General features: G+C 49.6%; 15 protein-coding genes and 2 riboswitches. Of the genes, 2 read left to right on the forward strand and 13 right to left on the reverse strand.

What is annotated here, in order from left to right; translation table 11 throughout:
• Positions 1 to 243 precede the first annotated feature (243 nt).
• From pulA (CHH60_RS14275) to CHH60_RS14310, 8 genes are all read right to left on the reverse strand, one after another.
• The gene (gene pulA, locus CHH60_RS14275; RefSeq protein ID WP_095359747.1) at positions 244 to 3,120 is read right to left on the reverse strand and encodes a type I pullulanase; all 2,877 of its coding nucleotides are present in this window, start codon (positions 3,118 to 3,120) and stop codon (positions 244 to 246) included.
• A 294-nt stretch (positions 3,121 to 3,414) separates the two neighbouring features.
• The gene (gene pulA, locus CHH60_RS14280) at positions 3,415 to 5,484 is read right to left on the reverse strand and encodes a type I pullulanase (RefSeq protein ID WP_095359748.1); all 2,070 of its coding nucleotides are present in this window, start codon (positions 5,482 to 5,484) and stop codon (positions 3,415 to 3,417) included.
• Positions 5,485 to 5,656: 172 nt separating this feature from the next.
• The gene (locus CHH60_RS14285) at positions 5,657 to 7,168 is read right to left on the reverse strand and encodes an extracellular solute-binding protein (RefSeq protein ID WP_095359749.1); all 1,512 of its coding nucleotides are present in this window, start codon (positions 7,166 to 7,168) and stop codon (positions 5,657 to 5,659) included.
• A gap of 96 nt (positions 7,169 to 7,264) precedes the next feature.
• Positions 7,265 to 8,368 carry a glycoside hydrolase family 88/105 protein gene (locus CHH60_RS14290; RefSeq protein WP_095359750.1) on the reverse strand — a complete coding sequence of 368 codons (1,104 nt, stop codon included), beginning with the start codon at positions 8,366 to 8,368 and terminating at the stop codon, positions 7,265 to 7,267.
• 23 nt (positions 8,369 to 8,391) lie between these two features.
• The gene (locus CHH60_RS14295; protein ID WP_095359854.1) at positions 8,392 to 9,891 is read right to left on the reverse strand and encodes an extracellular solute-binding protein; all 1,500 of its coding nucleotides are present in this window, start codon (positions 9,889 to 9,891) and stop codon (positions 8,392 to 8,394) included.
• A gap of 83 nt (positions 9,892 to 9,974) precedes the next feature.
• Positions 9,975 to 10,847, reverse strand: coding sequence for a carbohydrate ABC transporter permease (locus CHH60_RS14300; protein ID WP_095359751.1), 873 nt, complete (start codon positions 10,845 to 10,847; stop codon positions 9,975 to 9,977).
• Positions 10,848 to 10,891: 44 nt separating this feature from the next.
• Positions 10,892 to 11,845, reverse strand: coding sequence for an ABC transporter permease (locus CHH60_RS14305; RefSeq protein ID WP_095289557.1), 954 nt, complete (start codon positions 11,843 to 11,845; stop codon positions 10,892 to 10,894).
• A gap of 284 nt (positions 11,846 to 12,129) precedes the next feature.
• Complete coding sequence (locus CHH60_RS14310) at positions 12,130 to 14,466, reverse strand: helix-turn-helix domain-containing protein (RefSeq protein WP_176476067.1); 2,337 nt, start codon at positions 14,464 to 14,466, stop codon at positions 12,130 to 12,132.
• Positions 14,467 to 15,024: 558 nt separating this feature from the next.
• On the opposite strand from CHH60_RS14310, the gene CHH60_RS14315 reads away from it, so the two are divergent.
• Positions 15,025 to 17,034: an endonuclease MutS2 gene (locus CHH60_RS14315; protein WP_095359753.1), complete on the forward strand. Its 2,010-nt coding sequence runs from the start codon at positions 15,025 to 15,027 to the stop codon at positions 17,032 to 17,034.
• Positions 17,035 to 17,087: 53 nt separating this feature from the next.
• Positions 17,088 to 17,363 (forward strand): cysteine-rich CWC family protein, encoded by a 276-nt coding sequence (locus tag CHH60_RS14320; protein WP_095359754.1) that lies wholly within the window; start codon positions 17,088 to 17,090, stop codon positions 17,361 to 17,363.
• 65 nt (positions 17,364 to 17,428) lie between these two features.
• On the opposite strand, the gene CHH60_RS14325 is transcribed toward CHH60_RS14320, so the two are convergent.
• The 5 genes from CHH60_RS14325 to gcvH form a co-directional block, all read right to left on the reverse strand.
• Entirely contained in the window at positions 17,429 to 18,574 is a 1,146-nt protein-coding gene (locus CHH60_RS14325; RefSeq protein ID WP_095359755.1) for a mannitol-1-phosphate 5-dehydrogenase, read from the reverse strand.
• Positions 18,571 to 19,005, reverse strand: coding sequence for a PTS sugar transporter subunit IIA (locus CHH60_RS14330; protein ID WP_095359756.1), 435 nt, complete (start codon positions 19,003 to 19,005; stop codon positions 18,571 to 18,573). The genes CHH60_RS14325 and CHH60_RS14330 overlap by 4 nt, the downstream gene beginning before the upstream one ends.
• Positions 19,006 to 19,010: 5 nt before the next feature.
• Positions 19,011 to 21,107, reverse strand: a complete 2,097-nt coding sequence (locus CHH60_RS14335; RefSeq protein WP_095359757.1) for a BglG family transcription antiterminator — start codon at positions 21,105 to 21,107, stop codon at positions 19,011 to 19,013.
• A 39-nt stretch (positions 21,108 to 21,146) separates the two neighbouring features.
• Complete coding sequence (locus CHH60_RS14340) at positions 21,147 to 22,607, reverse strand: PTS mannitol transporter subunit IICB (RefSeq protein WP_095359758.1); 1,461 nt, start codon at positions 22,605 to 22,607, stop codon at positions 21,147 to 21,149.
• 428 nt (positions 22,608 to 23,035) lie between these two features.
• Complete coding sequence (gene gcvH, locus CHH60_RS14345) at positions 23,036 to 23,428, reverse strand: glycine cleavage system protein GcvH (RefSeq protein WP_095359759.1); 393 nt, start codon at positions 23,426 to 23,428, stop codon at positions 23,036 to 23,038.
• A gap of 340 nt (positions 23,429 to 23,768) precedes the next feature.
• A riboswitch (glycine riboswitch) is annotated at positions 23,769 to 23,893 on the forward strand.
• A 3-nt stretch (positions 23,894 to 23,896) separates the two neighbouring features.
• Positions 23,897 to 23,999: riboswitch (glycine riboswitch) on the forward strand.
• The last annotated feature ends 32 nt before the right edge of the window (positions 24,000 to 24,031 follow it).

Below are 24,031 nucleotides of genomic sequence, written 5' to 3' on the forward strand. Positions count from 1 at the left end.
TGTTGGGAAGCATTCGGCTTCTCTCATAGACCAAATGGGTCTTCTTTTTCTGCGGCCAAATCTGGGGCCATATCTATATATACCCCAATGAACGTGTTTCTCAAACATTGGCTTGTACAATTCATCCCTTTTTCACAACACAATCCAAGCTCTGCGCACAAAAAAAGACAGCCGGAAATCCCCTCCGACTGCCTGCTGCTTCTAGGTTTATCTACAGCTACTATACGGACCTAACAAGAGGATTCAAGCACTGGTACGGTTATCCTCTTCATCACTCTCGCGTATAACCTGCATTTGGTCTGTACCGCTCTGCACAACAATCTGCACATCCCCGTCTTCTGGCACAATATCTACATATCGGTCTCCACAGGTGTCCTTGGCCTGCCACTCATTCAGCCGAATAATAAGCCCCAGATGGTGCAGGCCTGGAGCCACGCGAATACGGGCCTCTGCGGCATTGCCCACTCGTTCAAGGGGTACCGCTCCATCTGCCATTCCTGTGCCCCATACCCAAACATCCCATCCCTCGTACTGTTGATCCTCCCGTTCATAACGAAGCGTAACCAGACGTGAGACATGCTTGTGGACTTTGATTGTCGCCGTAGACTGTATGCTGCCTGCCATGGCTGTAATTTGCGCTGTCCCTGGGGACAAGGCACGAACGATTCCAGCCGTACTGACCGTTACAATATCCGAATTGGAGGAATGCCAGCGTATGGCGGTGCCTTGAAGCGGCTGCCCAAATTGATCCAGCACCAATGCGCGGAAGCGACTGATTCGTGTCGTATACAGAACCGTTTCACCGACAAGCTCAATTCGTTCAGCATGACGATGATCGACCTGCAAGAGGCTTGTAGCAAAGATATGACCACATTGAACCGTTATCGTTGCTTCACCTGTCTCTTTTGCATGGATCGTTCCATCCGGATCGATCTGGATCAGCTGCGGCTCCGAAGAACGCCACAGGACTTCGCAATTCTCTACTACATTACCGAGACGGTCACGCACAATCGCCCGCAGCCCCGCCGTCTCACCTGGGCTATACACCTGCCGTGGAGCATTAATTTCAATTGTAGCCGGTTCCGTTCCGCCAACATGTTCGATATCATACAGCACCATTAACGACCAGCGCTCTATAGGAGCAATGCCGCTAATCGTCCCAATCGAGTCTGTACCTGCCTGATGATCGTTAACAACCACATGCCAGTCGCCTTCCGGCAAATGAATCTGCTGCTGGTACGCTGTCGCATTATAGGCCACGATAATTCGATTCCAGGTGTCCTGATTGGCCCCATCCTGCAGCATGAATATGACGACATTACCGTCAGCACGTAGAATGCGAAGGTGATTCCTGATCTGGTCTGCGCTGATCATGCGGAAGGCAGGATGAGTACGGCGCAGATGTATTAAACCCCGGTAATAGTCAAAGACAGGTCTGAAGCGGGATTTGTTCGCCCACTGGATGGCGTTAACCGCATCTCCGCTGCGGTAACTGTTGTGATCTCCCGCTTTTGATCTCAGGAGCTCATCCCCTGCATGCAGAAAAGGTATCCCCTGAGAGGTTAGCAATATTCCGGAGGCTAGCAGCGAGCGGCGAACCATCTCATGGTTAAGCACATCATCAGCATCCACATACCGATAGGGATCTGCTGCCTTTACCGCCGATTCTGCACTCCCTCCCTCCACCGGTTGCCCGTCTCTCCATGCTGGGAAACCCAATTCATGTCTGAGATTCATCGTGGTTGCGATTTTGTCCCACAGGTTCAGGTTGTCATGGGCCGTGACATAATTGACGGTCTCCACAGGTGACGATGTAAAGTCATCGATAGCTCCGGAAATTCCCTTAAGCAGCTCATGCTCCAGGCCATCTGCTCCGGTTACATACCCTTTCCCGCTGCCATCACTGTCCCCTTTGATCGCACTGCGGAAATGATCATTGAATACTGCAAATCCCTGGCCCCGTTGGGTACCTTTCAGGGTTTTGCGATCCAGTGGTGAGTCTCCGCCCGTCCACGGCTCCCCATAAATTAGCATGGCTGGATCAATCTGCTCACGCAGCTCACGGGTCAATTCGTTCATTGTATCGGTGTCAATCAGACCCATGAGATCGAAACGGAAACCATCCACATGATATTCCTCAGCCCAGTACAGAAGAGAGTCTATAATATATTTTCGCACCATTGGGCGCTCTGTAGCCAGTTCATTGCCTACACCCGATCCATTACTCAGTGTGCCGTCTGTCCGATAGCGGTAAAAATAACCGGGTACAATCCGTTCAAACGGACCTTCGTCCACACCATACGTATGATTGTAGACCACATCAAGCACAACACGTATACCCTGGCGATGCAGTGACTGCACCAAGGCTTTGAACTCACGAATTCGCACGGCTGGATCCCGCGGATCTGTAGCATAGGAGCCTTCCGGGACGTTATAGTGCTGTGGATCATAACCCCAATTATAGGGTGCTCTGAACGTTGTGCCTTCTTCAGCGGATTCCAGTTCATTTACCGTCTGATAATCCGCCACAGGCAGAAGATGCACATGGGTAACCCCAAGTTCGGCAAGATGATCCACACCGATACGATGGCCTGCCCTGTCGGTCAGTCCGGAAGCGGTGAAGGCCAGGAATTTCCCTTTATACGGAATGTCCGCATGGGGATCGGAGGAGAAATCGCGCACATGCAATTCGTAAATGACGGCGTCAACCGGCCGCTGAAAAACAGGCTTCACGTCCAGCTCCCAATCCGGTGGATGCGTTGTATCGAGATCAATAATGGCCGTCCGCTGCCCATTGGGCGACACGGCGCGTGCATAAGGATCTACCACTACTTCTGTGCGTTGATCATCGTGTGTAATGCGGTACATGTAATAAAATCCTGCCCAATCGCCTGCCAGCTTCACGCTCCATATGCCGTCTTCATCACGGGTCATGTCGCTTGCCTGCCCGCCAACATGTTCCGTTACCCATCCACTTGCATTGTAGCTGCCCTCATCTTCAAAAACCAATATAGAAACCTGCTGGGCCGTTGGGGCCCACAGCTTGAATGTACTGGAAGCACGAGTATATGTTAAGCCAAGATCGTTGCCTTCGTAACGAAAAGATGTCCATTCCGGCATCGTTCCCACCGCCTTTATATCCATTGATTTCGTGTTGTCCCGATGGTACGGAGTGGGACGTCATTTGTCAACCCGGGGTTGTCTGTACTCAACATATCGGTTGAACAGAGGCTTTCATGAAGTCACTCGCTTGATATTAGTCAAACTCTTGCAGCAATCGCTTTCAAAATACAGCATATGTAAACAAACGCTGTAGATTGACAGCATTTGTACCTGTCTGATCAAAAAAACAAAAATAAAGTACCCTTCTCTCCGTAGCGGAAAAGGGTACTTTACTACAGTACGCAAAAAAATTTAATTATTGGCATACATGACTATTAGGGATATAGGCGGTACGCTGACTTCCCCATCGTTGACGGTGCGCAGTGGTTCAAGACCTGCTTGTCCCTGCTCTACAACAATATTCCACATTCCGGAAGGAATAGGGAGGATTCGACTTTCCTTTGCCGCGTTGTAGATCACGATAATCCGATCCCAGGAATCCCCGGCAGCCGTGCCTGATAGCTCATAGGCAAGCAGGCTTTTATCTTTTTTTAACAGAGATACATGTTGATTAATGTCGTCCCGGGTTCTCAACCGGAAGGCTGCATGTTCTAGGCGAAGACGAATCAGTCCGCGGTAGTAATCGAATACCGGCTTGAACCGCTGTTTTTGTTTCCAACGAATCGCATTGACGGCATCACCACTCTGATGACTGTTGGCATCGCCGTATTTGCTGCGCAAAAACTCATCCCCGGCCGCAAGCAGGGGAATTCCTTGGGATGTGAGCACAATGCCATTCGCAAGCAAGCAGCGCCGAACGGTTTCATTCTCCAGCACACGATTCGGATCAATCTGCATATACGGATTCGCATGCTGTACTGCCTGCTCTACACTGTCATATCCACGAACGTGTCCCTCATCATCATAGGAGATAAACCCGAGCTGCTCTTCCAGTCCTTGTGTATGCACAACCTTGTCCCACAGATTCAGATTATCGTGAACCGTTACGTAATTCACCGTCTCGGATGGACTGGCCGTAAAATCGGTAATCGCTCCCCTTACACCCGTCCAGATATCCTCTTCCTTTCCCTCCGCACCTGTCGCGAATCCTTTCTCTGCTCCATCACTGTCCCCTTTGATCGCTCCACGATAATTATCGTTGAATACGGCTAGCCCGTCTCTTTTCTGATCTCCCTTGAGGGTCATTAGTTCCCCTAGTGGGGATTCCATTGCCGCCCACGGCTCACCGTACAATAGGATGGATGGAGATACATGTTCATGCAGTTCCGCAGCAAGTTCCCTCATGGTTGTCGTATCAATCAATCCCATCAGGTCAAACCGGAACCCGTCAATATGGTATTCCTCTGCCCAGTAACGTACCGATTCCCGGATAAACTTGCGTACCATGGGACGTTCTGAGGCTACCTCATTGCCAGTCCCTGAACCGTTGCTGTATGTGCCGTCCGCATTCTGACGATAGTAATACCCCGGTACCAGCTTCTCAAACGAACTTTCGGCCGTATTAAACGTGTGGTTATACACCACATCCATAATCACTCCGATACCTCTCTGATGAAGGGCTAGCACCAAAGCCTTGAGCTCTCGGATGCGTGTACCAGGCTCATCTGCATGTGTGGCATAAGAGCCTTCGGGAACGTTGTAATGCAGCGGATCATACCCCCAATTATAGCTGGAATCCTTGGAATCACCGTAAGCACTGTCTCCAGCCTTGGATTCGTCCACGGTGGCAAAATCAAACACGGGCAGCAGGTGCACATGGGTAATCCCAAGCTCGGCCAAATGATCAATCCCCAGTGTATTGCCTTCGGAATCGCGCAGTCCTGTTTCCGTAAAAGCCAGATACTTGCCTTTGTTCACCATGCCTGATGAAGGGTGAATTGAAAAATCCCGCACATGCAGCTCGTACAATACGGCATCCACCGGACTCTTCAGCTCTGGACGAACATCCCGGCTCCATCCTTGGGGATCTGTCTCTTCCAGCCTGATAACAACTCCCATTTCACCATTCATGGTAACTGCCCTTGCATAGGGATCCACTGCTGTCTCCTGTCGTCCCCCCTTGAAGGTGGCCCGGTACATATACCGATAACCATTCCATTCTCCATCCAGCTTCAACAACCAGATGCCCTGCTGCTGTCTTTCCATTAGGAATTCCTTTGGCTCGGCAGATTGTTCCCCGGTTCCTCCCTGTCCTCCTGGAAGCTCTGCAGTGGTTGCCGGGTAGAGCAGCACGTGCATCTGAACGGCATCTGGCGCCCATACTTTGAATTGGCAGAATTGGGCGCCGATCGTCACCCCCAGATCTTTTCCCTCGTATGTATCATTTGCAGCTATGTCTTGCTTGTCATGTTCTTCAATCATGATGTCTTTCCCCTCTCGGCCTGAGTATAAATGGATGTGAAAAAGAATGTTCCTTTCTTTTATACCCGTTCTGCTGCCCAACCATAATCCTGTGATAGAAAAAGAAGCCATGCTTCACGTCCATTCACGTAAAACACAGCTTCTTCGGGCACACGTATACTATGCGTTTTCTTTATTTCCCGTTCAGTTCAGCGTACGATGCCTCCAGTTCAGAGATCAGCTGGTCTCCTCCGGCTTTTCGCCAGTTAGCCACTTCCTGCTCCCATCCTGCGTCGTCAATCTTGCCCATAATGTACTTCGTCTGTGCATCCCAGATCATCTGATCCAGTTCCTGACCCCGCTCGGTGTAGATGGCCGATGACAGTGTCAGCGCAGGATTCGGAATGGCATACTGCTCATTCTCGCGTGCCATCTTGGTGCCCTTCATGCCAATCGGGACATCAACCAATTCAGCCACGTTGTATCCTTCAACACTTAACAAATTGTCACGGTACGGCTTCACTTCGCGTTGATAAGCATCAAAGTCCTTGAGTTCGGTTTTACCGTCCGCTGTCTTGGTGTAGTGCACATCGAGCAGCCCGCGAAGCTGCAGCGTACTCAGCTCCTCATCCATCAGCTGATCGAGGAATGTGAGCACTTTTTTCAATTGCTCCTCATCCGGGACGGCGGCCTTCGGGATCACCAGCATGCCATAGTTCCCCGGTTCCCCGGCGATGCGTATACCATCTGTTCCCTGGAACGGAGCTACATCGATCACCCCATCCGGAGCGTTAGGCGTCAGCCGCTGCTGGGATGACTTGCCGTTCTGTGCCACGCCGTTCAGCTTCATGCCAATCAGGCCAGAGTCCATTTTTTTGTCCGCATCCGAAGGATCGAGAGCAGGGAAATCACTGTTAATCAGCCCTTCGCTGAACAGTCGCTTGAACAGCTTCATGGTGTCCACATATTCAGTGGTCAGGAATTCCGGCGTTAATTTGCCCGCATCATCCACCCCCCACTTGTTCACACCCCCGATACTCACGGCAATCCGGGTCAGCGGAGAAGACACGCCTTCGTTATACTTCTTGAAGAGCAGCGCACCATACGTATCTTCCTTGCCGTTCCCGTCGGGATCATCCTTACGCATGGAACGCATCACTTCATACCAGTCATCCAGTGTCTTCGGCACATCCAGCTTCAACTTGTCAAACCAATCCTTGCGGTATACAATGGCCGTTCGTCCGATATCGCGGAAGTTCGGAATGCCGTAAATTTTGCCCTCAATCTTGATATTGTTAAAATAGGCCTCGGATTGGGCAGACAGATTTTTATAATCCTTCAGGTAGGGTCCCAGCTCCCAGAACAGTCCCGTTTTGGCTGCATTGAACGTGGTCGGCACGTAATTTACACGCATAATCGTCGGCATCTCTCCGGAAGCAACCATGACGTTCACCTTGTCATCAAAAGCCGACTGTGGAATCCACTGAACATTGACATCGGTATTCGTATACTCCTCAATCTTTTGCTCCACCCCATTTTCCTTCGCGGGCACATCGCCTACCTGCATCAAAGAGATGGAAATGGGAAACTTGCCTTCCCCGGCGGCTGGAGCCTTTTCTCCTCCACAACCTGCAAGCAGTCCGGCGGACATTGCGCCAATGACAACAAATCCACCTATACGGGACACCCGACCTTTTGGACTCATGAACCATCTCTCCCTTTTATATTATCGTTACTACCAGCATTAGGCTCACCTAAATGAATGCGCTATCATAATTCTGTCTGAAGAAATGAACCAGCGTTAAGCCAGTTCCATCTCCACACCTGCCAGAATAAACGGGGCAACCGATTTCGGATCATTGATTCGGATCGACTCGGTTACATAATATTCGTACGACCCGTCACGATACGGACTTCCCCCAAGACCTGCACCGCCATTGCACTGGGTCAGCGACAGTACACCTTCACGATCGGTTTGCAGCAAGTGCTGGAGCAGCCCCTGGTATCCTTTATTTGCAATCTCCTTGAACTTGCCGCTCAGGTAACCTTTACGTACACCTTTGGCCAGCGCATATACAAACATCGATGTACCCGACGCTTCCAGATAATTGCGCTCACGCCCCGGCTGGTCCAGCAGATGAGGCCATAGCCCTGTCTGTTGATCCTGTACATGCACAAGTGCGTTTGCCACGCGTTCAAAAATGCCGACAATCTGGCCGCGCTGTTCATGATCTACAGGCAGATGATCCAGTGTATCCACCACGGCCATCACATACCACCCCATGGCCCGGCTCCAGACATGAGGAGAACAGCCGGTTTCGCCCGAACTCCAGCGCTGCTCCCTGCTTTCATCCCAGGCATGATACAGCAAACCGCTGCGTGGATCACGGGTATGCTTCTCCACCAGCAGCAGCTGCAGAGCCGCCCGGTCAAACCACTTTTCTTCGCCCGTTACTGCCCCATACTGCGTGAGAAATGGAGTCGCCATATACAATCCATCTAGCCACATCTGAAAAGGATAGATCTTCTTGTGCCAGAAACCGCCTTCGCTGGTTCGTGGCTGCCCTTTGAGCTGAACCATGAGCAGGTCTGCTGCCTTGCGGTATTTCGCTTCACCTGTTTGATCCATTAGGAAGAATAAGGATTTCCCCTGATTAATCTGGTCCAGATTGTACTCCTCAACGGTATACGAGCGTATCGTGCCATCCTCCTGAATAAAGTGATCCATCAGCTCCCGGATGTAGTCGTAATACTTGGCTTCCCCCGTACGATGATACAGTTCTTCCAGCGCCTTCAGCAGGCAGCCGTTCTCATAATGCCAGGTAGGGTACAGCTGATGATTGCGGTAACTTTCCATGAACTGATCGGCCATTCGTACCGGTGTGAACTGCAAGGTTTCCTTCATCGATGCCCTCCGCATCCGCTCGCTTATTGAGCCTGTTTTTTGTAGTCTTCAGCATATTCCTCGCGAATCTTCGTTCCGCCCGCATTAGCCCAGTTCTCAATCTCCTGTTTCCAGCCATTTTCATCAATCTTGCCCATGATGTATTTGGTTTGCGCATCGGCAATCATCTGATCCAGATCAGCCCCGCGATCACCATAGGTCGGTGAGTATAACGTAAGCGCAGGATTCGGAACGGCATGTTCGGCCAGCTCTTTGGCAAGCTCGGTTCCTTTTACCCCCAGCTCGGTATCCTTCAATTTTGGCACATTGTAACCTTCAACGTATGGCAGATTATCACGATATGGTTTCACCTCACGCTGGAACGCATCGAAGTCGCTCATTTCCACTTCATCCTCGCCCACTTTGGAGTAATGTTTGTCTTCTATTCCACGCATGAGCAGTGTTGCCATCTCCGGTTCCATCAACTTATCCAAAAAGCTCAGCAGGCTTTTCAGCTCCTCTTCGGATTTCACTGTCGCTTTAGGAAAGGCCAATATGCCGGAGTTACCTGTCTGGCCCGCAACACGGTCGCCGTTCGCTCCAAGCAAACCTGCAATGTCTACAACCCCATCCGGGTCATTCTTGGAAAGACGCTCCTGCTGACTCTTACCGTTCTGCGCTACGCCGACACGCATGCCGACAACGCCGGAGTCGTACTTTTTCTCCGCTTCCGTGGAATCAAACACAGCAAAGTCCTGATTCAGCAGCTTCTCATCATACAACCGTTTCAGCAGATCCAGCACCTGCATGTATTCCGGCGTCATGAACTCCGGTGTGAAGCTGCCGTCATCCTCAACCTTCCACTTGTTCGGTGCACCGAAGCTTACGCCAAGACGCGTTGTGAAGGAATATTGATCTTCGTTGTATTTTTTGAACAGCATCAGACCAAACGTGTTATCCTGCCCATCTCCATCCGGGTCGGAAGTTGCCAGGGTTTTGATCGTTTCATACCATTCATCCGGCGTGGTCGGCACCTTGAGATTCAGCTTATCGAACCAGTCTTTGCGGTAAATGACTGTCGCCCGTGCAATATCAGAGAACACCGGCACGCCATAGATTTTTCCGTCTACCTTGATGTTGTTGAAGAAGCGCTCGTTCTGGGCGGACAGATTTTTATAATCCTTGAGCAAGGGACCAATCTCCCAAAACACGTCGTTGCGCATGGCACTTGTGACTGTCGGGTTGTACTGCACTTTCACGATCTTCGGCATATCGCTGGAAGCGATCATGACATTAATTTTGTCATTGTACGCCGAAGCGGGAATCCACTGAATATCCAGTTTCGTGTTGGTAAAGGCTTCGATTTTTTGCTGAACCTCATTTCCTTTACCCGGCACATCACCTACCTGCGCAATCGCAATGGAGATGTTCTGTACGCCGCCTTCGGCAGCCTGACCCTCGTCTGATCCGCATCCAGCCAGCAATCCCGTTACCAGTGCAAGTGTGCTCAGAACAGCCAGAGCTTTCTTTTTTGTTCCTCTCATCAAATGAAAACCTCCCCTTTTATACATTGCTGATTCCGCATGCTGCATGTTGTATTCTGCAACCATCCATTCAATTACCAATCTCAACCTTTCACAGACCCCAGCATCACTCCCTTGGCAAAATGCTTTTGCAGGAATGGATACACAAGCATGATTGGAATCGTTGAGAATACAATGACAGCCATGCGAATGGTCAGCGGCTGAATCTCCGTCTCCTCAATACTCGTGTCACCAATCCGGCTCTGAGCCAGAATGACAATCTCACGAAGCCATACTTGAACCGGCCACTTCTCGCTGTCATTGATGTAGATGACGGCGTTGAAGAAGCTGTTCCAGTGCGCGACTGCATAGAACAGGGAGAACGTGGCCATCGCCGGCATCGATAAAGGCAGTACAATACGGAACAGAACGCCGACATCATTACAGCCGTCTATTTTGGCAGCATCCTCCAATTCATCCGGAATGGCCTGGAAAAAGTTCTTGAGTACGATCAGATTGAACGCACTGATGGCGGTAGGCAGCATCAGGGACCATAACGTATCGGTCAGATGCAGCGACTTAACCACGAAATAGGTGGGAATCATGCCTCCGCTGAACAGCATGGTGAACAATACACCGAGCAGAATTGGCTGCCGTCCTCGCAGATATCTTCTGGATAGCGGATACGCCATCAGCGACGTGAATAACAAGTTAATTAATGTACCGACCACAGTAATGTAGATCGAGACTCCGAGACTGCGAATCAGTGTATCTGTCGAGAAAATGTAACGATAGGCCGCCAGGGAGAATTCTTTGGGGAAAAGGATGAATCCTCCCTTCGCCACCTCATGCGGGCTGGTAAACGAGACAGCCAGAATGTAGATAAACGGAATGACGGTCACGATTCCGATCAACAGCAGCAAACCATGATTGATGATATCGAAGATTCGGTTGCCCCACGTTTTATCCTGTTGCATCTTAATGTTCACTCCTGTCTGGTGAAGACGTCTGCTTACTCATGTTAGTAGACGCCTTCCTCCCCGAATTTTTTGGCCAGCTTGTTGGCACCCAATACAAGCGCCAGTCCAACAACCGACTTGAACAAACCGACAGCGGCACTGTAGCTGTACTGTGCCTGCGTCAGACCTTTGGTGTATACGTAGGTATCGAATACCTCACCCACATCCCGGTTGGTCGGCGTTAGCATCAGGAAAATCTGTTCAAATCCTGTATCCAGGAAGTTGCCCAGACGAAGAATGAGCAAAATCACGATCGTACTGCGGATGGCAGGCAGCGTAATATGCCATGTCTGGCGCCAGCGGTTGGCTCCATCAATTCGTGCAGCTTCATAGAGCTGCGTGTCTACACCGGAAAGTGCCGCGAGGAAAATAATCGTGCCCCAGCCCACCTCTTTCCATATGGATTGTCCGACAATCATGGATCGGAACCAGCCAGGCTCCAGCAGGAACGCAATCTTTTGCCCCGTCAAACTGTACAGCAATTCGTTGATGGCGCCGCCCTCCGTGGTAAACAGCATATAGAACACACCGACGACCACAACCCACGATACAAAGTGCGGAACATAGACCAGCGTCTGTACAAAACGCTTGAAACGCTCACGGCGCACTTCATTCAGCATCAGTGCCAGTACGATAGGCAGTGGGAAGAAGAAGACCAGATTATAGATCGCCAGCAAAAACGTGTTCCGGAACAGGGTCCAGAACTGCGGTTCCCCGAAGAAACGCTGAAAATGCTTAAGTCCTACCCAGTCACTCCCCAAAATGCCTTTGTACGGTGTGTAATCCTGAAAAGCCATCGTAATGCCATACATGGGTATATATTTGAAAATAACAAAGTAAAGCACTCCCGGTATCAACATGATGTAGAGCCACCGGTTTTTGATAACGTCCCTCCACAGCAGGTTTTTGTCACTGCGGGCAGCGGGCCGTGTCCGAGCCGTCGTTTCGGCTTTCATAGTGTTTTCCTCCCCACATTGGAAACGATTACAAAAGTTCAATTCCTGAACTCATGCCTTCATTGTGGAGGATAAACGGATCACTGGCTATCGTCCGGTTTTAGCTTCTTATTTTTCCTTGCCAGGCAAGGGTTTACGATACTTCCCCCGCTGGAATATCAGGCGTGAATGCACTCGTTTTAACCTCTATAATCCGGTCTTAACCCGGGACGAAGGAGCGTGGTCAGCAGGGTGTACAAGCAAAAAAAAGCCTGCCCGCCATGGCAGGCAGAGCAGGCTTTGTTTTACCGCTGCTGTTCCCGGTACTTGCCGGGAGTTGTTCCCGTAATTTTACGAAACGTTCGGATAAACGCAGTGGGGTTGGTGTAATTTAGTTTCTCGGCAATTTCCGATATTTTGAGGTTGGTTGTCTGAAGCCAGGTCTTGGCTTTTTCCATTCGATACTCTGCCAGATATTCAGTGAAATTCACGCCAGCTTCCTTCTTGAACACCCGGCTTAAATAAACAGGATGAAAATTCAGCTCTTCCGCACAGGCTTCCAATGACAGTTCACGGTCATAGCGTTCCTCAATCAATCGGATCATCCGCCGGGCAATGTTCATATACTGCGATTCTTCCTGCTCCCGCCAGAAACGAATGACGGGTACAAATAACCGTTTACGGAACCAGTTCGTCATTTCATCAAGGGTGGAAAGCTTCAGCAGCTGAGCCATGGATGCCTTCTCGCCAAGTACTTCCGCCACATCCCCTCCCTGTTCCTGCACAAGCTGGTACACACGGGACAGAAGCTGAACCATAATGACGGGATATTCACTAAAATGCAGTTTCTTGGCGGCGAGCAGCCCCAGATACTGTGTAAAATACATATCGGTTTTCTCCTCATCGCCTTGTTTCAAGGCAGAGGCCAGCTGATCCTCGATCATTCTGAGCTGTGTATATAAGGCTGCCTCGGTCTGGCCTCGCGGCTGGATATCTTCATAATGCAAAATGATACGGCTTCCCAGACTCACCCTGCCCTGCAGCGCCTCTCGGCTCTCCTGATACGCTCTTGGTGTATCTCCGATGGCAAAATAGGAACGGCTTATGCCGATACTTACGGGAAGATTGAGATAGGTGACTACGCGTTCCCTGATCCATTCCGCCTGGGTGTGCATCCATTCCTTGAGCTGCAGCTCATCATTCAGCCTTGTAGCCAGAACCGTCACTTGTGCATCATCGATCATAACCGGGGTGAAGCGCAATTCCGCAGGCAGAAGCTCTCCAACCATGTTGTTGACGGCAAACAACAGCAGGTCCCTGTCCTGTTCTTCGTACCTGGTTCCTTCGAGCGTATCAATCTGCAGCGTTAGCACACCAAGGCTCGACCAGTCTGCCGGAAAATCATAACGTTCACCCTGATACCTGAAATCCTCTTCCGAGATTTTGCCGGTCAGCAGTTTGGTCATGAAAAATTCCTCCAGATGAACATGCTGTCCCTTCATCTGTTCCCGCAGCGATTTTTCCGAGCTGAACAGCGTGGATAAACGTTCCTCAATATAAATAAATTCATCCTGACGGCGGCCCGTCTGCAAAACCGGAGAATCCAGTCCCTTCGTAAACTGCAGCAGTCTGGAGATGGGGGAATACATCCGGCGGCTGCCATAGATTGCAAACAATCCGGTCACGCATAACATGACAAGCGTAGCCACCCCGGTCACAAGAGCAATTTTCTGCGACTGGGCAGTGATCTGTCCAAGAGATACCACTGATACATACAGCCACCCATTGAGTGGTGATTTTCTGTAGCTTACAGCCACCGGGTTTCCTTCCACTTCAGCGTTAAAAAAGCCTTCTGCCTGATTGCTCGTTTGCACCTTCGCCTGAATCTCCTCATTCAAGGCAGCATATTTCTCCTCTTGCCCATTCTCGTTCAGAAAAAAGTTCTGATCCCGGTCCAGTACATACATATCTCCGGTGTTCGGATTTTGGCTCAGAAACGTGCTAATCTCCGCATCTGCGATGTCAATCACGAGAAATCCCTTTGGGCTATTATTCGTCGGCACCATAGGAATTTTGAATACCATACTGACCACGTCATCCGATGAAATGAGTGTGGGCATCTGCTCCTGTGAATCTTCGGCTATTCCAGCCGAAGCCGGTATGCTTTCCGTAGACAAATGATCATTCTGAGTCACCCAGAACAGACTGTTCGTATAGGTGAGATAAGAGCCAATGCGGTCCCGAATACTGAAGTCATCCAATTTTCCAAATGATCTCATGGAGACCACCCAGTCCTGATCCAGGTTAACCAGATAGGCCTGATCTATATTTGTAACCGCTTGCAGGTTGTTAAACCCGGACGTGAGATCACGTATTTCCTGAAACTCGGAGCTGTCCAGCGGCTTCTTCATGGCTTGCAGCACCAAGGGAGAATTCACATACTGGATGGATGACAATTGCAGGCTGCGTAAAACTTGTTCTACCCGCATTTGGGTTTGATGCAAAATCTGCAGATTGCTCTCACGTACTTTTTGTTCAATATCACGCGAAGCGATCGAATAGGAAACGGAACCGATGACGATGACTGGAAGGGCTCCGAGAATCATGGTAAAACAGAGCAAACGCAGCAAATATTTAGGCAATGTGAGCATCCTCCTTTATATAGAATCTGCATATTTGAATGCCTGATGGAATGTAAATCCATATGTATAATATCGCTTTCATTGGATTAATTTACTATTGTTATTTTAAAACTCAATCTTATCCAAGTCCACTATTTATTCTTAAGATTGACTTTGGGGCCGTTTCCAGTTTATAGTGGAGGCATATTCCTCAATTCGAAGGAGAGATTTTGATGTCGGTGAGCGTTCTTAACTAATCAAGTTTCATATTCAGGAGTTTGGCCTTTCATGTGCGCTTGTGCCTTATGGCATACGTGTATTTCTTGATGCGCCATAACCCTGTACTTAGTTAAGAACAGCGGATATCATAAATCGCCTCCGGGATTGTACTTGTCCGGGTCTATTTCCGCGCTGTGTTCAGCGTGGATTTTTTTGTATAGACCTATCATGGACTCTGCTTTCCCCTACATGAAGGGCGGAGAATGACGTTTGTTCATTCTCCGCCCTTTTTGCGTTTTCAGGAATAGATTCTGAGTTACCACCGAAGTTACAAATTCAAAATCCAAGGAGAGATCAAGCATGAATGAAAACACAATGAATACACTGGGCTATCATCAAATTCAAAACAACGTCGCTTCCTGCGCACTTTCTTATCTGGGCAAACGTTACGCGAAAGAAATGAAACCCATGGTGGACCCCGGGCTGATTCAGATGCGCCTCGCCGAAACAGAAGAGGCCTCTGCTCTCATCCGTTATGGCGCCAGTGTTCCCATCCCTTCGCTTGATGGTATGGAGACCATTATGGATCTGCTCGGTACCGGTTATCTGTTTAGTGAACGGGACTTCACTCAACTTGCGCAGTTTCTGCGAAGCTGTGCACAATTAATGAAATACATGGAGGGCAAATCCCAAGCAGCTCCTACGGTAAGCCGGTATGCTTCATCCATGATGCGGATGGAATCCCTGTTAAGCGAGATCGAACGCTGCATTTACAGCGGCCGAATTCAGGATCAGGCGAGCAAGGAACTGACGCGTATCCGGAAAAAGATGACCGTGAACGAGGAACGAATGAAGCGCAAGCTGGATTCTCTCGTAAGCAAGCACCGGTCCATTATGCAGGAGAACGTAATCAGCCAGCGCGGCGGAAGAACGGTATTACCCATCAAGAAAGAATTCCGCAAGCAGGTGAAAGGCAGCGTCCTGGATGAATCAGGGAGCGGGCAAACCGTCTATATCGAACCCGAGGAACTGGTGGGACTGCAGATGGAACTCGCTTCACTGCAAGCTGAGGAATCCAGAGAAGAAATGAAAATTCTGGGTGATTTAACGTCGCTCGCAGAATCCTATAACCGCGAGATTGCGCTGAATACCGAGACGGTAGGTATCCTTGATTTCCTGTTTGCCAAAGCGAAATACGCGGCAACCATGGATGGACGTACGGTCCAGGTAAATACATCGGGCCGAATTACGCTTCAGCAGGCGCGTCATCCTCTGATGGGCGCCTCCATGATTCCGCTTGATTTTGCCATCGGAAGGGATTATTCCTCACTTATCATTACAGGGCCGAATACAGGTGGTAAAACGGTAGCGCTCAAAACATTGGGGTTGCTCACCCTGATGATGCAGTCCGGTCTGCTCGTTCCTGTGGGTGAAGGCGGCGAGATGGCCGTATATCATGAAGTGGCTGTCGATATCGGAGACGGACAGAGTTTGGAACAGGCACTCAGCACCTTCTCGGCACATATCCGCAACATGATCGGCATCCTCGAACAGGCGAATTCATCCACCCTTGTCCTGATTGATGAGATGGCCTCCGGGACGGACCCTGGAGAGGGGGTTGGTCTTTCCATCGCCATGCTGGAGGAACTGCACAGCCGCGGCGCAACCGTGGTGGCTACCACTCACTTTGGGGAAATCAAGCATTTTGCTGCTGCCGCGCGAGGATTTGAAAATGCACGGATGGAATTTGATACGGCTACACTGCAGCCCCTTTACCGTTTGCGTATCGGTGAAGCAGGTGAGAGTTACGCCTATTCCATCGCCTTGAAGCTGGGGATGCCACAGCGCATTATTGATCGTTCCCAGTCCATATCGGATCAGGGCATATCGAAGAGTCCTATCAACAGCATGAGCTCCATCATGCCGATAGTGAAACCAATACCAACTGAGAGTTCTGTTCTTGAGCCATTTCCGAACGCTACAGCTGCACAGAAGACGGAGAAGAAAGTACATTCTCCGGCAGCGTCTGAAGCTGGAAATCCATCCCTGCAGGTAGAAGATACAAAATCGGTTCCGCCGGCGAAAAACTTCCGAAAAGGGGATCGTGTATACGCAGCCTATCTGAACCAGTCAGGAATCGTCTGTGACGTGGAAGACAGTCGTGGAAATATCGGGGTAATGCTGCGCGGGCGGAAAGTCAAAATTCACAAGAAACGCCTTACACTTCATATATCTGCAGATGAGTTGTATCCAGGCGATGACTATGATCTGGATATTGTGCTGGAGACCAAGGAGAATCGGAAGAAGCGCAAATTAATGGGACGCAAACATGTTGAAGGGCTGACCATTGAATTGCCACCTGAAGAATAGGGCCAGCCCTGTTATACTATGAGGTATGACGATATAGAGAAAGTAGGCATACCATGGGCGGAAATTTCAATTCCAATTCACAGGCCAAGACGACGAACACAAGTGCCTCCCCGGTCAATGTGCTCTTATGCCCATTATGCGGAGAGGCCAATGGCTGCTCCTATGCGGCTGGCCGTCCCCATTCCGAATGCTGGTGCAATGATGCCGAGTTTCCCGAAGGTGTATTTGACCGCATACCGGCAGAGCAGCGGCGTAAATCGTGCATCTGTCAGCGATGTCTGGAATTTTATACAGAACAGGCTGAACACAAACAAGAGCCTCACAGTTAACTCCTGTGAGGCTCTTGTTTTGCGATGGGGTGTCATAACACGGCACGCAATCGCTATATGAGTTGTTACATTTGATGATAATGTTCTACTGCCTGCTTGAGCACAGGGTGCTGCTCATCCATGGCTGTGTAGTGACTAAGTGCTGCAGCAATTCCCTTTTGTTTGATCATATCCTGAAGCTCTGCTGCCTCCGGATCATCCTGTACATCGAATTTGCAGGCTGCCGCCATGCCTCTTGCCAGGTTCGTCGTGCCCATTCCATAGTCATGTGCCTGTAGCGCTGGACGAACCAGACGGTCGTTGGGCGACAGCTTCCGCAGCGGCGAACGACCTACCCGAGTGACTTCATCGGTGAGATGCGGATTTACAAACCGCTCCAGAATTTTATTTATATACTTCTGATGATCTTCGAGGTCGAAACCAAACCGTTTCACAAGAACCTCACCCGTTTCCTGCAGTGCACCGTAGACAAGGGATTTCACTTTGTCGTCCGCAATCGCCTTCTGAATCGTATCATACCCATTCACGTAACCGAGATATGCAGCGCAGCAATGTCCCGTATTGACGGTAAACAGCTTCCGCTCGATATAAGGCTCAAGGTCATCCACATAGAGTACACCTTCAATCGGAAGGAACGCAGGGGCCATCTGTGAACGATCCACAACCCACTCATAAAAAGGTTCAACCTGAACGTGAAGCGAGTCTTCGTGATGCTGTATGGGAACAATCCGGTCTACTGCGGAGTCAGGGAAATACACATATTGATCAGCAAGAGCCTTAACGGGTTCTTCCAACAGAGCATACACATGCTCTTTCAGCTGTGTGCTGGCCCCAATGGCATTTTCACATGCAATGATGTGAAGTGGTTTCTGTACCGAACTTGAATTCAATCTTGCCTCAAGCCCCTTGGCAATGCCTGGTGCAATATGTTTCAGGATGCCCACTCCGACTGCGGTCGTAACGAGATCTGCCTCTGCAACGTTCCGGGCAACCGTCTCCAGCTGCGTTCCATCGATGGCATTAACCCCTTTGACCGTTTCCATATCTTTTGTTTCGTTGGCCAGTTCGACCGTATACTGTCCACGCTCCTGTAATGCCTTAACCAGCTCCTGGTTCACATCCGAGAAGATGACATTATATCCTGCCCGTGACAGGATCAATCCGATGAACCCGCGTCCGATATTGCCTGCTCCGAAATGAAGGGCCCTCATAGTTCCATTTCACTTTCGAGAATGGTAATGATCTCTTCCGCCGTTTTGGCATAACGAAGTGCTTCCATGTTCTCATCTTCCGCACAAATGACCGCAATGCTGGTCAGAATCTCCATGTGCTCACCGCCCTGAGCAGCGATACCGATCACCATGTAGGCTTTTTCATCCCCAAAATCTACACCTTGCGGGAACTGAATCACTGAAATACCTGTGGACAGAATGAACGATTTGGATTCTTTGGTTCCGTGTGGAATGGCAAGTCCATTGCCCACATATGTCGATACGATCTCCTCGCGCTCAAGCATCTTGTCGATATAATCGGCAGTAATGTGTCCTGCGTCTTTCAGAATCTGTCCTGCCATGCGAATAGCCTCATATTTGTCCTGTGCCGTTGCGTTCATAACCACTTTATCTGTTGTAAGTATACTCATGTTTGTTAACCTCCAATTTCGGTTTTACTTCGATAAAATCCAACCAATTCCCGGGACAGATAATGAATAAGATCATCCCGGATTCCCTTTTCCAGCAGTGTAATCATCTCATCCTGCAGTAACAATGCGCTGATCTCGCTTAGCACCTCCAGGCTCTCCCGGGATAGCTCCCTCGGCCCAACCATCAGAAGAATATGGCTGATGCCAACCTGGTCCTCCGTCGTCACAAGCAGCGGCTCTGATAATTGAAACAGGCTGATGGACGGCCTATATATGCTATCACTGCGGGTATGAAACAGCGCGAGTGATGTATCGGGAATTTTCTGGCTGCCCACCTTCTCCCGCGCTTCAAGCAGCCTGGCGATTTCTTCTGGATCCTTAAGCACCCCGGATTCCTGCAGTACCTTACACATGGCAAATGCCGTTTCATAGAAGCCCATCTTACGGTTATCCAGTGGAAACACCTGAAACTTGCCTGTGATCCTAACGATTTCAATAAGTGTGGCATCAAGCCCCGCTGGATCAGCATGGCGGTCAGGTGCCTTTCCACTGGCTTTACTCTCTCCATACTTAACTTGTACCCGCTGCAGCGTCGTATTTTGAATGTACAGACGCAAACGTTCACTTTCTTCCGCTGTTAACAAGGGACTTACCTTGTAATACTGATGCGGTTCCATCGGCAGATCGACTGTGGATAAAATGAGGTCATAATCCTCTTCGGGGATCCGAGCCGCCTCATACCATGATGCACTGTCAACGATCCGGATCTCCGGAATCTCTTTGGACAACCGGCTGGAAAGCATACGGGATGAGCCAATTCCGCTTGTGCACACGATAATGGCCCGAATCTCGCGCTTCAGCACACGCAATCGCTCGATGGAAGCGCCAAAATGCATGACCAGGAATCCAATTTCCTCATCCGGCACGTCCGTATCCGGCCATGCGTCATGCACTGCGTTCTTCACATCCCCGAACAACGAATCGTAATCCTTGCGAATCTGCTGAAGCAGTGGATTACGTATGCTTTGCCTGCCTCCAATCCGCTCCATCACCGGCTGCATATGGGCAATCAGCCCTTCCCGCAGAAGACGATCTTCCTGAAATGCATAACCCGTTCTCCCCTGCATCTGATCCATCAGGGAACGAACCATGTCCAGCAATACCAGATCGTCAACAGGCAGTAAGCGTGTGGAGTGAATAAGCTGCTCGGTTTCAATTAATAATTTGTGCAAATAGCTCTGTTCTTCCTTGGCAAACGAGATGCCAAGCTGATCGGAGAGCACGCTGCATAGTCTCGCAGCCATGTATTCAGGCACGCTCTGATCTCCAGTAGAAGGGTAAACCGCTTTTTTATCCGAAGAAGGAATACGTCCGACGATAAACCCCTTGCGAATGCGCACCAGCGCAACGGACAGTTGAATAAGCAATTTGGTATACTGTCGCTCGGGAATATTTTCGAGCCAGTCAATATCCGGCTGCCATAACGCATTCTCGACCGTCAGTACATCACGATGACCAATCATGCCCAGCAGCTTCTGGTTCACCTTGGAAATTCCCTGGTCAGGTTGCCTTCCGAACAGATCAGATTCATCCAGATATTCAAGCGCAAGTCCTGCGATTGCTGCGCGATAGGCCGTTTCACTGCCATTGATCTTCACTCCGTAACCTCGCCTGCGAACGAGCTTCAGGCCCGCTTGACGAATCCGGGGTTCCAGTTCATCCAGATCATTGCTCACGGTCGAGACTGTTACTCTCAGATCCGATGCGAGCGCAAGCAGTTTTACAGGCTCCGCCTCATCCAGCAAAATACAAAGCATGAAGAGTTTACGCTCTTCGGGCGTAAACTCCACATATTCGTTCAGCTCCAGCTGCTCACGCAGTGAAGCCAAATCATCGGAACCAGGGTCTATTCGGACCCCGGTTCCTGATTTTTTTTCCAATTTCATGCCAAAGGGTTCAAGCCACTTCTCAATCATCTGAAGCTCCCGATGGACGGTTCGTGTACTGACTTTGACCGCTATTGCAATGTCGCCGGCGGTTACTTCCTGCGGATGTTCCAACAGGAACTCCACAATTTCACGCTGTCTTTTCGTAATACTCATATCTCAAGCCTCCGGCTCAGGGAAAACGATCGCAACCTGTTATTTCAGGCGTTCAACGAGCGCATCGTATTCCGGGCTTTTTAGGAAGTTGTCGATGGATATATGTTCTGCGTTCGGTGCCACGCTGCGGGCACGGTCCGTCAATGTCTTCTGCGTAATAACAACGTCTGCGTCCTGCGGGATATCACTGATTGCCGTGTTGGTTACTGCAACGTCAATCCCTTCAGCTTTCATCTTCTTGCGGAGAATGGAAGCCCCCATGGCACTTGAACCCATACCTGCATCACAGGAGAAGACGATTCTCTTCACATCGGTTTTTGCTTTCACAGTTGAAGAAGCCAAATCCGCGGCTCTGTCTGCTTCACGATTATCTGCTGTAACAGCAGCATTCGCTGTATTGCCCTGGCTCTTCATGTCTTTCATGCGATTCGCTGCAGACTCCAGATCTTCTTCTTTTTGCTTACCTGTTTTCAGCAGCAGTGCTGCAACCAGGAAGGATACGATAGCGGCCACAGCCACCCCGGCGAGCATCGGCAGATATCCACCTTTTGGCGTTAACAGGGAATATGCAATGATACTACCCGGTGAAGGTGCTGAAACCAGTCCTGCTCCGGTAAGCATGAAGGTTGCTGTACCTGCCACGCCGCCTGCGATTGCCGCAAGAATCAGAATCGGTTTCATCAGAATGTAAGGGAAATAAATTTCATGAATTCCCCCGAAGAAGTGGATGATAACCGCACCCGGTGCGGAAGATCTTGCTGTTCCACGACCGAAGAAGCAGTAAGCCAGCAGGATACCAAGTCCGGGACCCGGGTTCGATTCAAGCATGTATAATACGGATTGACCCAATTCTCTCGCTTGATCTGTTGCAATCGGTGTTAGAATGCCGTGGTTGATTGCATTGTTCAGGAACAATACCTTCCCTGGTTCAATGATCAGGTTGACGAGTGGGAGCAATCCCAGATTCATCAGCCCCTGTACACCAGCCGATAATACGGTGCTAATTCCTTCTACAGCAGGTCCGATACCCAGCAGTGCAATGATCGCCAGGATACCACCGATAATACCGGCTGAGAAGTTATTAACCAACATCTCGAACCCTGCTTTGATCTTGCCTTCAACGGCTTTATCAAACTTCTTGATGATCCATGCAGCCAGTGGTCCGGCAATCATGGCACCCAGGAACATCGGAATGTCACTGCCGACGATAACCCCTATAGTCATGATGGCACCAATGACACCACCACGCTGGCCATGCACCATCGTACCTCCAGTGTAACCGATAAGCAGTGGCAGCAAATATTTGATCATCGGATCTACTAACAGTGCCAGATCCGCGTTAGGGAACCAGCCCTTTTCAATAAAGAGTGCCGTTATTAATCCCCATGCAATAAATGCACCCATATTCGGCATAACCATACCACTCAGGAATCGGCCAAAACGCTGAACGCCTACCCGGAGACTGCCTTTGGAATTGGACGTTTGGTCCAAGTTACTCATTGTATTATCCTCCTCGGATCAAGTAGTTATCATTTATGAAAGGGGTATCATTTCTCCCCTGCTGTTATCCTAAGCCAGATTGGTCTCCGGTTCAACGAAATGAAAGCGTACTTTCGTCATGATCATTGATGACAACATTGTGTTTATGTAATCGTTTTTATGGTGATGAGAGGGTTCTAACCATTGATATACTTGGCTTTTTTCGTGTGTGACTTATATCATTTACGGTGTTGGATTCTATAATATAGCTTGTGCGATTCAGCCTTATTCCATCCTGTTCAAGTACCTCATCTGACAACAAGCCTGTCTTTCAGAACACGAAAAAGCCTGCATGAGCTTTAAAGCTCACACAGACTCTGAAGACGTGCACGACCGTCCAATGTATAAAAAATCATAGATTAATAAAGGTTATTTAGTGCAAATATATTCTACTCCTCGGTGTGCTTACGATATGCATCAGCATTCATCAGTTTCGACAACGCTACTGTCAAATCACCTTCAACACGTATCTCGATCATCCAGCCTTCTTCGTAAGGCGAACTGTTGACGAGTTCAGGTGCATCCTGCAGTGCTTCATTCACGGCAATAATGGAACCACTTACCGGAGAAAACAAATCTGAAACCGTCTTAACGGATTCAATCGTACCAATACTTTCTTCCGCTTTTACATCCGATTCAAGGTCAGGCAATTCCACAAACACAATGTCACCCAGCTGATGCTGCGCGAACTCGGTAATGCCGATCCGTACAGTATCCTCCCCTACGGTTTGCACCCACTCGTGCTCTTCACTGTACAGGAAATCACTTTTCAATTCGCTCATCGATATCCGCCTCGCTTTTCATTAATGAGTGCATGCGTCCTTCGGCCAACCCTTTTTCCCAGAACATAGCGTAAGATATTTTTGAATGAAATGTCAAGATACCTCACAAATTATTTGATTTTTGATGATTACAGCCTGTAACGCAAACACCCTCACTCTACATATAATGGGTAATATTAGAATAGTAAGCGCACTCTTTTTATATACACGAACAATAATTATAAACTAATAAATATTATTCGGTTTTTTATTCATTTTCGTGATATCGTTCTTGACATCGATAGTGGATTCACGTTTTAATGAGAGAGTAAATGTTAATTGTTGTGTGCATCACCCGCGGATGAATGTAAAGGGAGAGATTACCCGTGACGCCCAACTCTTGGGATGCATGCGGTAACGCCGAAGGAGTAAACCACCCGACAAGCGGGAGGTGAATCTCTCAGGCAAAAGGACTTTTACGGGACGCAACTCTGGAGAGCATCTATTCGCCCTGTATGGGGCGTTTTGATCACCCAAGGGGAAACCTGCTGCAACTTATTGGCGGGGTAACTCTCAGGTACCAAGGACAGAGCCTAAGAATACAGCGTGCTTCTGGCATGCCGG

Origin of the sequence: Paenibacillus sp. 7523-1, assembly GCF_002276415.1 — a bacterium.
GTDB lineage: Bacteria > Bacillota > Bacilli > Paenibacillales > Paenibacillaceae > Paenibacillus > Paenibacillus illinoisensis_A.

Bases quoted from the DNA above. Each gene is read 5' to 3' on its own strand.
- CHH60_RS14305 (WP_095289557.1), bottom strand. From the start codon at position 11,845: ATGAAAGCCGAAACGACGGCTCGGACACGGCCCGCTGCCCGCAGTGAC.
- gcvH (WP_095359759.1), bottom strand. From the start codon at position 23,428: ATGAGCGAATTGAAAAGTGATTTCCTGTACAGTGAAGAGCACGAGTGG.
- CHH60_RS14325 (WP_095359755.1), bottom strand. From the start codon at position 18,574: ATGAGGGCCCTTCATTTCGGAGCAGGCAATATCGGACGCGGGTTCATC.
- pulA (WP_095359748.1), bottom strand. From the start codon at position 5,484: ATGATTGAAGAACATGACAAGCAAGACATAGCTGCAAATGATACATAC.
- pulA (WP_095359747.1), bottom strand. From the start codon at position 3,120: ATGCCGGAATGGACATCTTTTCGTTACGAAGGCAACGATCTTGGCTTA.
- CHH60_RS14295 (WP_095359854.1), bottom strand. From the start codon at position 9,891: ATGAGAGGAACAAAAAAGAAAGCTCTGGCTGTTCTGAGCACACTTGCA.
- CHH60_RS14340 (WP_095359758.1), bottom strand. From the start codon at position 22,607: ATGAGTAACTTGGACCAAACGTCCAATTCCAAAGGCAGTCTCCGGGTA.
- CHH60_RS14290 (WP_095359750.1), bottom strand. From the start codon at position 8,368: ATGAAGGAAACCTTGCAGTTCACACCGGTACGAATGGCCGATCAGTTC.
- CHH60_RS14320 (WP_095359754.1), top strand. From the start codon at position 17,088: ATGGGCGGAAATTTCAATTCCAATTCACAGGCCAAGACGACGAACACA.
- CHH60_RS14335 (WP_095359757.1), bottom strand. From the start codon at position 21,107: ATGAGTATTACGAAAAGACAGCGTGAAATTGTGGAGTTCCTGTTGGAA.
- CHH60_RS14315 (WP_095359753.1), top strand. From the start codon at position 15,025: ATGAATGAAAACACAATGAATACACTGGGCTATCATCAAATTCAAAAC.
- CHH60_RS14300 (WP_095359751.1), bottom strand. From the start codon at position 10,847: ATGCAACAGGATAAAACGTGGGGCAACCGAATCTTCGATATCATCAAT.
- CHH60_RS14330 (WP_095359756.1), bottom strand. From the start codon at position 19,005: ATGAGTATACTTACAACAGATAAAGTGGTTATGAACGCAACGGCACAG.
- CHH60_RS14285 (WP_095359749.1), bottom strand. From the start codon at position 7,168: ATGAGTCCAAAAGGTCGGGTGTCCCGTATAGGTGGATTTGTTGTCATT.